Genomic DNA, 9,623 nt, shown 5'->3' with positions numbered 1-9,623 from the left:
TGTGGCTGTGGCTGTGGCCAGCAGCATCACTAGCGCGGACTGAGTAAGCGTGACGCAATTGTTTTATCGCCCGCCAGCATAACCAACCACCTAACAGTGCCACTAATATAAAGCTGGCTTGCTCTACCCAAACCACGCTGCCCATCGCCTGACGGGTCACCCAGCCTAGCCCATGTACGAGCACTGCCACCATGGCAATCGCCGTTCCCCCCTGCAGCAGAGCTGCCGCAAAAGAGAGCCCCAAGGCGCGACGGGTGGCCCCACCGTGAGACGCTAAATACGTCGCTAATACCGCTTTGCCATGCCCAGGCCCCGCGGCATGAAAAACGCCATAAGCAAAACTTACCCCTAGCAGCGTTAGCCAAGTGTTGCTAGAAGGCGTACGAGAGAGTTCGGTAATAGCAAGCGTCAGGGTGCGATGTAAATCTCGCTGCCAAGCCAGCAATTGAAGGCTTACCCCCTGCAAATTAGCCTGTACGATGAAGACCAACAGCAGCGCCCCCGACACGGTAAGCGCTCCCCATAACAGTTGTTGCCGCGTTAAAGGCATTGCCCCTCCGCCGGAAAGTTATAAAGTAACACTTTATACACGACCTTCCAGGTTTTCCGCTAGTCGCATTCAATCCGCCCCGTTTCTGCAAAATGGCGGCCCAATCCTGACTCTCCCGTTTCATCCACATCTAACAGCGCTGCTTGCATAACGAGCTCGGGATCAGGGTCAGCAGGTAGCACGCTTAAACGGCAGTCGGGCTCACCATAGAGAATCAGCGCCTGCTCAGAGGGTGCCCCGTCCTCTTCTTCGTGCACCACTTCGATATAGTAGGTTGGGTCAAAGACCTGATACTCCAGTATTCGCCCGGCCAATGGCTGAGGCGTTGCTAACGGCAGAACAAACATAAAGGTTAAGCGACCATTGCGCTCCAACGCCGTGTATTCAGACACTTCACCCAGCGCTTGCGGTTCGCCATTCACACGAACCTCCGTAAAGTAGTGCTGCTGCGACAGGTTATCGCGGATGTCGCTGCCTAGCTGGTCAAGTCCCTCTTGCAAGTTGCTGCCTTGAACCTGCTGTAACTCTTCGAACACCACCAAACTGTAAAAGGGGTCCATTCGCCATGTTTGATGAAGCCCTGTTGCGACCCCCTCATCGTTTGTTATCACCCTCACGCTGAGATCAATCCATCCATGGGGGTGGGCCAACACAAGGCTACTGTTTAGCGTGCTACAAACGCCTATTGCCAGCACTACCCAGTAACTGCGGAGTTTATTCAGTGAGTTACCTAGCAGGGGGAATACGCCTGTCACGGCAACTCTCCTAATTTATGTTGCAGCTCAACCAGCCAGGGATCTAATACATACGGTGGCAGCGGCTGATTCCCACGCAACGCCGACAGGCTGACACGGCTGCCACCAGGCACCTCACTTACCTGCAGTTGCAAGCGATACTCTGGCCAACGGGCTAACGTTGCATCTGCGCGCCCTAGCGCTAAATCAGCGTGCCGAACGACATAGCCTTGCTCCATCATTAACTCAATGGCTTCGCGGAACGTTTGCTCTGGGGAAGCGTTGTAACGTAGTTCTCGCGGCTCTAGTGGCTGCGTAGAGGCACAGCCTGCCAGCATAATGATCATGAGAACTGCGGTGGCCGTTAAAAAGTGCTTACGTAGTGATTTCATAACGCCCTCGGGGTAGCTACCGTTTGCTCAAACGCAGTTTGGAAACGTTGACAAAAATCATCATTGCTAGCGCTGTAAGATTCACGCAGATCCCCTAAGTGGTCAAAGCGCCGAATATCTCGGGAAAGCCGAATATGACCATCGCGTGCCAGTAGCGACACCCGCTCTATTTCAACAGGTTGATGGCGGAAACCGCCTCCAAATCCACTACCAATCCCCAGACCAATGCTGGAACCACCACGCCCCAAACCAAAGCCACCAAATACCCGCATGTTTCGCCCATACCCAAAGTCGTTATCATAAGGGTCGTAGTAGCCAATCAAATCTCGCTGTCGACTAGCGGTCACCAAACCTAAATCGGTGTCGGTCGCTTCAAGCTCAAACCCCCATGCTTCCAATACGTCAATACTTTGCGTCACCACCTCCAATGGCGATGCCGTTTGGCCAGACGGCCCAGAGGGAAAGTAGCAGGCTGCAGAAGGCGCTGGCTCTGCTTGAGGAAGACGCTCTGGCACTGCTTGGCAGCCTGTCAGTATCAATAAGCACGTCATGCTAATCGGTAGTATTGCCTTCATGGGTGATCCTCTCGCCTCAGATGCGGCTGGTGTGTCATCGAACGCCGCGCTAAGCTCGCCAGCAGCCATTCATTAAGATAAATGATAAAAAACCACGATAAACAATTATGACAACGCGTTAGGGAGGTTGTGCGATGAATGTTCTGCTTTGCCCCGATAGTTTTAAAGATGCGCTTAGCGCTGAACAAGCAGCAAGCGCCATGGCCGATGGTATTCAGCGGGCTGCGCCAACCGCCACGATCCACCTTTGTCCGCTTGCTGACGGCGGCGAAGGCAGCTTGGATGCGCTGATTGCCGCCACCCATGCCGAGCGACGTCAACTTACGGTACAAGATGCCTTGGGGCGGCCGCGTCAAGCATCCTGGGGCTGGCTTAGCGAGCAGCGTACCGCGTTTATCGAACTAGCAGAAGCCAGTGGGCTGCAGCATCTATCCCCTCAACAACGTAATGCCCTACATACCACCACTTACGGCGTCGGGGAGTTATTTCATGCGGCGCTTGATGCTGGTGCCACGAAGGCGCTGCTTTTTTTAGGTGGCAGTGCCACCAACGACGCAGGCGCAGGCATGCTCCAAGCACTGGGAGCCAAGTTATTAGATAAGCACGGTAACTCGCTCCCCCCCGGTGGCGCAGCACTCCAGCAGCTTGCAACGCTAGACCTTTCCACGCTAGACCCTCGTTTAAACAGCTTAGAAGTTGAAGCCGCCGTGGATGTAGATAACCCGCTACTAGGATCACGTGGGGCGAGCGCTGTTTTTGGTCCACAAAAAGGCGCATCACCTGACGATATTGCCACGCTTGATCGCGCTATTGGCCACTTTGCCGAGCTAAGCGCCCAGGTGCTGGGTCGCGATGAAAAAGAATTAGCCGGCGCGGGGGCTGCGGGTGGTATGGGGTTTGCCGCTCGCAGCTTTCTGAACGCCACCCTCACGCCCGGCATTGAGATAATGATGCAGCAGGCCAAGCTACCCAGCCTGCTTCCTGATATTGACGTAGTGATTACCGGAGAAGGTCGCCTAGATGGCCAAAGCCTTTCGGGTAAAACGCCTATTGGCGTTTCCCGTACCGCCAAACGCCACGGCAAGCCGGTCATCGTACTGGCCGGTAGCCTGGGTGAAGGGTGGCAGGCCTGCCTAGAAGAAGGCGTTACCGCTGCGTTTGCCCTTGCCGACGGCCCGATGACACTTGAAGATGCTTTACCACGCACCGCAGAGCTACTCGCTGACCGCTGTGAGAGCATTGCAAGGCTTTGGCTCGCTCGATAAACGGGTCAGCCAGCCAACGCGTGAAAAATATGCCCCTTGAAAAACACCCTAGGCGCCTACATCTCTTTTATTAGGCATACATTCGACGGTATATCAGACCTGTACTATGTTGCGTAAGCGATGAGTCAGCCGTCGCCAGCTCACCGCCAAGGTAATGGTATGACGCTATTGCCGCGATGCAAAAAACTTGTTTTGCAACGCTTGCTAAGCGTCTTAAGCTAAATCGAACGATTTGATGACCGTACTGTTTTCAGAGCGGTTGCAACCATGGAGGAGCACTACATGAGTGATACAAATAGCATTGGCTTACACGAAGGCAGCGCAAGCCAACTCGCCGAGAAACTTAATCACCTGCTGGCCAATTATCAGATTTTCTATATGAACGTTCGTGGCTACCACTGGAACGTTCGAGGTAGCGACTTCTTTGAGCTACACGCAAAATTTGAAGAGTTTTATACCGACTTACTTACCAAAGTAGATGAAGTGGCAGAGCGTATTTTGACGTTAGGCCACAAGCCTATTCATGCGTATAGCGACTATGTGAAGATTTCGCGCATTGAAGAAGATAAAGACGTTCATGATGGTCAAACCTGCGTGAAAGGCGTACTCACAGGTTATCAAACACTGATTGAATTACAGCGGGAATTGCTGGCAATTGCGTCGGACGCTGACGATGAAGGTACCGCAGCACAAGCCGGCGACTATATTCGCGAGCAGGAAAAAACCGTATGGATGCTCAACGCTTACCTGAGCAAATAATACGAGGCTTACCTCGCTGACGGGAGGGAGGCACTATCGAAAACGGCACCAATTAACGGTAATACCAGTCAGTTAAGGCTGACTGGCATTGTTTAATAAGTGCCTGACGATGACTCGACCCCAGCCCTCCGAGTCGCCCTCGTCATTCCCGCAGACCCTACCACTTCGTCATTCCCGCATGCCCTTAGAGGGTGTTTACTAAATATCAGGACGGGTGAGTTAATCGGTTGAGTAATTGTCGGCTTGCCGCCAGCCACACCCAAGCTTCGGATACCTGAATACTTCGATCATGGTGCATTACCAGTCGGCGTGCCTTTTCGATCCATGCATGGGTACGCTCTACGACCCATCTTTTCGGCAGGATAGTAAATCCCTTGGCATCCGGTTGCTTCGTGAAAAGGTCTTGCTGGTTGGGCGTCTTCCACCAGCCAACATTAGTATTGCCAGGATGACGCACGACCTCTACCTCAACACCATGCTGCTGGTTGATCGTCTGCGCACAGCGTCCTGCATAACCACTATCAACAAAAACTGTTGATATCCCAGAATACTTTTCGATTCCATTGGCCATAACAGGGTGCGCCCCATCTCGGTCTTGCACACTTGCTGCCGTCACACTCACCGCCAACACAAGGCCTAGCGTATCAACAAGAACGTGTCGTTTCCGGCCTTTGACCTTCTTGCCAGCATCATAGCCGCTGACCCCACCTTGGGGAGAATGTCGTGTTGATTGGGCGTCAAGTACAGCAGCGCTTGGCATCTTGTCACGCCCTTCGCGCTCTCGCCATTGAGCGCGCAATCGGTCGTTCATTTGCTCAAATTTGCCCTGCTCGCTCCAGCGCCGAAAGGTACGGTACACGTTTTGCCAAGGTGGAAAGTCTTGAGGCAACATCCGCCACGAACAACCACTACGGACCACATAACAGCAAGCATCGACCAGTAAGCGTCGGGGGTAACTAGGCGGCTTGCCACGATGACCATCGGTATCGAAGATATCGGCAATCAATGCCCATTCTGCATCGGTCAGGCAGCTTGGGTAGCGCTGTTCTGGTGCCTGCTGTCGGTGACGATCCTGATAGCCGTAACGAGGAGGTGATTCTACCTCGGGTGGCTGATCACGTTGATCACCAGATTTTTCGGGAACTCCCTTATGCCGGGTAATGCCCGCCTCCTTAAGCGCCATCCTTAAGGTTTCTATATACAATGAGATACCGGTCTTGGCAGTAAACGAATCGCGAATTTCAACGAGCGTTGCCATCGGTTTGTCGGTGACAATCTCACACAGGATCGGATAGTGCTCAGGCTGAACCTTCTTGCGGCGTACCATGATAGCTGTTCCAGATTCAGAGTTAGTAACAACGATCATTATAGCTCTTTATGTAAACACCCTCTTAGCGGGAATCCATGTTGGGCTGGGGTTTCGGGCTGCTGCAGGCCAAGGTCAAGGTGGATTCCCGATAACCCCACTCGGGAATGACGGTGCGGTGACTCGGGAATGACGGTGTGGTGGCTCGGAAATGACGGTGTGGTGACTCGGAAATGACGCGCGGTGCACGCTTTGGGAGATGGCCGCTTTGCCATATGGAGCTAGGGGGTAATGCCAGTCAGCCTTAAATGACTGGCATTAATCCAGCGTGTGCCCCATGTTTGGCATGTGGTGTATAGCCTGTCGGCATATACACAGATAGCCGGTCTCACTGGTTAGTGGCCGGCAATTTGCGTTAATTTATTCCTCGTTATCTTCCAAACGACGATAAAGCGTTCGTCGAGCAATACCCAGCACTTCAGCCGTACGCCGTTTATTGCCGCCGGTGGCCTCTAACACTTTGCGTATGTAGCGCTTTTCTACTTCTTCGAGGCTGGGCCAGCGGGTAGGTGCAGGTGCTGGCACTTGAGTGCCAGGTAACACTTCACCAGTAAGTGTCGGCGTTATTTCCGAGCCGTTATGTTGGCTAGCCTGTTCGCGTAAACGCTCTGGCAAATCTTGGTGCTGCAGTATGCCTTCTTCGCTCAGCGTTACGGCTCGCATAATGGCGTTTTCCAGCTCGCGTACGTTGCCGGGGTAGGTGTAGTTCAACAGGCTATTTAGCGCTTCGGGCTCGATTTGTTCAATCTGCTTACTTTGCGCTTCGGCGTGTTTGTCGATTAATGCAAATACAAGATGCTCTATATCGGTGCCACGCTCACGCAGTGGAGGAATGCGCAGAGAGAACGTCTCAAGGCGATAGAACAAGTCACTGCGAAAGTTCTCTTGTTCGATCTCTTTTTCAAGATTGCGATGGGTTGCGGCAATGATGCGAACATCTACCGGCTCCTCACGCTCGCCGCCAACGGGTCGTACCGTCTTTTCTTGTAGCGCGCGCAGCAGTTTGGCTTGAAGATTAACCGGCATTTCGCCAATCTCATCCAAAAACAGGCTGCCGCCTTGAGCGCTATGAAACAGACCCCGGCGCGCTTCGTTAGCCCCGGTGAATGCCCCTTTTACATGGCCAAAAAATTCACTTTCCATTAGATCAGCAGGAATGCTGGCACAGTTAACAGGCACAAAGGGTGCTTCGTGGCGTTTGCTTTCTTGATGGATAGCGCGAGCTAATAGCTCTTTACCGGTACCGCTTTCGCCCAGAATCAAAATAGGCGCATCGCTTTTAGCCAGCCGAGATGCATCATGAAACAGAGACTGCATTGCTGAGCTTTTTCCGATAATGCCGTGAAACTGGCTCAACTCAGTATCGTGGGAGAGAGACAAGCGCTGGCGCTCTAGGACACGGAAGACTGCCTCGCGAATGGCATCTAAATCCAATGGTTTAGTTAGAAAGTCGTCGGCACCCAGCTTTAGCGCCTCGACGGCTTGGTCAATGGTGCCAAAGGCAGTGATGACAATAATGCCCAGCTCGCTGCCGCTTTGACGCAGTTGCTGAAGTAGCTGAATGCCGGTCATTCCTGGAAGACGTACATCCGTAATCATCATCGCCACAGCTGTATGGCTTAGTAGCGCCAAGGCGTCTTCGGCACTGGGAACGCCTAGCGTGTCATAGCCCGCGTCGTTGAGCTCTTCTTCTAATAACTCACGTATAGCGGCGTCATCTTCCACTACCAATAAAGGTAAAAGGTGTTCCTGATGGGTCACAAACGTTTTCCTCAAGCGGATGCGGTTTCACTAAGGGGGAGCGTAATCTCGAATCCAGCGCCGCCAAGGCCGCTATCAAATACGCCAATCGTCCCGCCGTGGTCGTTAATAATGCGATGCACCATGGAGAGCCCTAAGCCACTGCCTTGGCCCACCGGTTTGGTTGTAAAGAAAGGATCAAATACTTGCTGATGATGCGATGCTGGAATGCCCGGCCCGTCATCTTCCACCCAGAGCGTTAACTCTTCAGTGTATTGCTTGGCGCTAAGGCGTATACAGCTAACGTCTGGTGCTTGCGCTGCGTTGCGTAATAGATTGGTGAGTACTTGCACAATTTGCTGCCCATTGACCAATAGATGGGGGGTAGGTGAGGGAAGATCAATATCCAAGTGAATATTTCGTGGCTCCAGCTCCTCTTCCACTAACTCACTGGCACTCAGAATAAGCTGATCCAACGCTTGCGTGTCTTTCTCTACGTTATGTTGTCGGCCTAGCTCCATTAATTGGCGGACAATTTGAACAATTCTTTCGACTTCGCCTCGGATACGGCCTAATCGTGCACGTTCGTCATCGCCAATGGTGTCCCTGCGGGCTAAGCGCTGGGCTTGGCCATTGATGACGGTTAATGGCGCGCCAATTTCATGGGCGACACCGGCCGCCAAAACGCCTAACTCCGCCAGCTTTTTAGATTTGCGCAGGCGCTTTTCTAATTCGATTTCGCGCTGCCGACGGGCATCAATATCGCGATCTTTTTCTGCCATGGCATCTAGCATGCCGTTCAAGCCTGATGCTAAGCGGCGATATTCCGTCGGACCATCTACCGTAGCCCGTTGGCTGCGGTCGCCATCTTCCACAAGTAACATCACGTGCAAAAGACGGTTGAGCGGTCGTTCTATATAGTGCCTAAAGCCCCACCAAATGCTAAAAACAATACCGGCCGCTCCGATCACGAACACCAGAACTGCCACAATGCTGATAAAACCCGTGTAGTTTTCGATGCCGGTGTTAAGTCGGTTTACTTGCAGAACACCTTTCACCATGCCGTTTTGCGCCCGCAGCGGAATCAATGCTGAGTAGTACGTCCAGCCTTCCTGCTGGCGGTAATTGCTGTACAGATCATCTTGTTTGATAACCTGCTGAATTTCATCCGGCGAAAACAGGTCCTTGCCCAGACCAAGGCCATAAACTTCCCGGCCTTGGGTGTCGAACACATAAGCACCATAGATACGGTGGAAGGAAAAAGCGGATTGCAACGCTTCTCCTAGTGGGGTGTCGCTATCACGAGTGACGGCGTAACTCAGTGATGTGCCCAGTGCACGGGTGATAATCTCAACTTCGGTTTGCAGCTTGGAGCGCACGTTATCTTCTAGCGACTTGATAGCCACTAGGCTAAAAACCACTAGAATGACAAACAGTGGCACGATGACCGTCAAAATAATTAAATTACGTAGTCGCATCAGGTATCCGTGATGAGTACCGGCTGTTCAGCAGTGAACAGCATTGGCAGCGTGCATAAACAGTATAAATAAATAGACAGTATCAATAGGCAGTATAAAGAGTCGCGGTTTAGATAACGTTAGTGTGGGTTAATTAACCACCTGCAAACGGTAAAGGCTGCCCTGATCACCATCGGTTAGCAAATAAATGGCGTCGTTGGGACCTTGGCGCACATCGCGAATGCGGCCAATGTGGCCGTCAAGAATAACCTCTTCATCCACCACGTTGCCGTTTTCCAATTGCAGACGCAGTAATGTTTCGCTGGCTAAACCGCCAGCTAATAGCTGCCCCTGCCAGTCACCAAACGCGCTGCTGGTGACTTCGGTAAGACCCGAAGGCGCAAAACGGCCTTCAAAGCGGTAAACCGAGTCGACCATGCCGGGCTTCGATTCGACGCCAATCGGCTCATTAGTCCGATAATCATTTCCCAGGCTAACCTCTGGCCAGCCATAATTACTGCCTGCTTTGATGTGATTAAGCTCATCGCCTGTGCGCGGGCCATGTTCGGTCGCCCAGGGTTCACCATTGCTAAGTACCGTCAACCCTTGAATGTTGCGATTGCCCGTGGAGTAAATTTCATCCAAGGTGCTATCGGCGCCCACGAAAGGGTTATCGTCAGGAACACCGCCCGTATCCGTTAGGCGCAGCGTGGAGCCTGCATGATCATCGCTTGCTTGGGCTCGGGATGGGTTAGCGCCGCGGTCTCCAATACTCATTAATAGTG

Annotated in this window: 10 protein-coding genes; 2 read left to right on the top strand and 8 right to left on the bottom strand. The window is 52.7% G+C overall.

Annotation, left to right across the window (positions count from 1 at the left end):
• The 4 genes from INT22_RS08410 to INT22_RS08395 form a co-directional block, all read right to left on the bottom strand.
• Positions 1 to 550: nickel/cobalt transporter (locus tag INT22_RS08410; protein ID WP_446718937.1), on the bottom strand; the 550-nt coding region annotated here is incomplete at its 3' end.
• A 59-nt stretch (positions 551 to 609) separates the two neighbouring features.
• On the bottom strand, positions 610 to 1,305 hold the full coding sequence (locus INT22_RS08405) for a DUF1007 family protein (protein WP_442311456.1): 696 nt from the start codon (positions 1,303 to 1,305) through the stop codon (positions 610 to 612).
• Positions 1,302 to 1,676 carry a hypothetical protein gene (locus INT22_RS08400; RefSeq protein ID WP_193061879.1) on the bottom strand — a complete coding sequence of 125 codons (375 nt, stop codon included), beginning with the start codon at positions 1,674 to 1,676 and terminating at the stop codon, positions 1,302 to 1,304. Before INT22_RS08400 ends, INT22_RS08405 begins: the two co-directional genes overlap by 4 nt.
• Positions 1,673 to 2,251 (bottom strand): hypothetical protein, encoded by a 579-nt coding sequence (locus INT22_RS08395; protein WP_193061878.1) that lies wholly within the window; start codon positions 2,249 to 2,251, stop codon positions 1,673 to 1,675. Before INT22_RS08395 ends, INT22_RS08400 begins: the two co-directional genes overlap by 4 nt.
• 134 nt (positions 2,252 to 2,385) lie before the next feature.
• On the opposite strand from INT22_RS08395, the gene INT22_RS08390 reads away from it, so the two are divergent.
• Both INT22_RS08390 and INT22_RS08385 read left to right on the top strand, forming a co-directional pair.
• Positions 2,386 to 3,516: a glycerate kinase gene (locus INT22_RS08390; RefSeq protein ID WP_193061877.1), complete on the top strand. Its 1,131-nt coding sequence runs from the start codon at positions 2,386 to 2,388 to the stop codon at positions 3,514 to 3,516.
• A 282-nt stretch (positions 3,517 to 3,798) separates the two neighbouring features.
• Entirely contained in the window at positions 3,799 to 4,275 is a 477-nt protein-coding gene (locus tag INT22_RS08385) for a Dps family protein (protein WP_009724882.1), read from the top strand.
• A 205-nt stretch (positions 4,276 to 4,480) separates the two neighbouring features.
• Here INT22_RS08385 and INT22_RS08380 read toward each other — a convergent pair whose 3' ends face one another.
• The 4 genes from INT22_RS08380 to INT22_RS20520 form a co-directional block, all read right to left on the bottom strand.
• Complete coding sequence (locus tag INT22_RS08380) at positions 4,481 to 5,602, bottom strand: IS5 family transposase (protein WP_193068055.1); 1,122 nt, start codon at positions 5,600 to 5,602, stop codon at positions 4,481 to 4,483.
• A 399-nt stretch (positions 5,603 to 6,001) separates the two neighbouring features.
• Entirely contained in the window at positions 6,002 to 7,402 is a 1,401-nt protein-coding gene (locus tag INT22_RS08375) for a sigma-54-dependent transcriptional regulator (RefSeq protein ID WP_193060713.1), read from the bottom strand.
• Between the two features lie 11 nt (positions 7,403 to 7,413).
• On the bottom strand, positions 7,414 to 8,859 hold the full coding sequence (locus tag INT22_RS08370; protein ID WP_193060714.1) for a sensor histidine kinase: 1,446 nt from the start codon (positions 8,857 to 8,859) through the stop codon (positions 7,414 to 7,416).
• A gap of 129 nt (positions 8,860 to 8,988) precedes the next feature.
• The coding region (locus INT22_RS20520) for a PQQ-dependent sugar dehydrogenase (RefSeq protein ID WP_226912530.1) at positions 8,989 to 9,623 on the bottom strand (635 nt) is incomplete at its 5' end.

This window comes from Halomonas sp. 3D7M (assembly GCF_014897885.1).
Taxonomy (GTDB): Bacteria; Pseudomonadota; Gammaproteobacteria; order Pseudomonadales; family Halomonadaceae; genus Vreelandella.
Note: the sequence above shows the minus strand (reverse complement) of the source record. Positions and strands in the feature narration are given on the sequence as shown.

Excerpts from the sequence above, each read along its gene's own strand:
- INT22_RS08400 (WP_193061879.1), bottom strand. The coding sequence starts at position 1,676 with ATGAAATCACTACGTAAGCACTTTTTAACGGCCACCGCAGTTCTCATG.
- INT22_RS08395 (WP_193061878.1), bottom strand. The coding sequence starts at position 2,251 with ATGAAGGCAATACTACCGATTAGCATGACGTGCTTATTGATACTGACA.
- INT22_RS08390 (WP_193061877.1), top strand. The coding sequence starts at position 2,386 with ATGAATGTTCTGCTTTGCCCCGATAGTTTTAAAGATGCGCTTAGCGCT.
- INT22_RS08385 (WP_009724882.1), top strand. The coding sequence starts at position 3,799 with ATGAGTGATACAAATAGCATTGGCTTACACGAAGGCAGCGCAAGCCAA.
- INT22_RS08380 (WP_193068055.1), bottom strand. The coding sequence starts at position 5,602 with ATGGTACGCCGCAAGAAGGTTCAGCCTGAGCACTATCCGATCCTGTGT.
- INT22_RS08370 (WP_193060714.1), bottom strand. The coding sequence starts at position 8,859 with ATGCGACTACGTAATTTAATTATTTTGACGGTCATCGTGCCACTGTTT.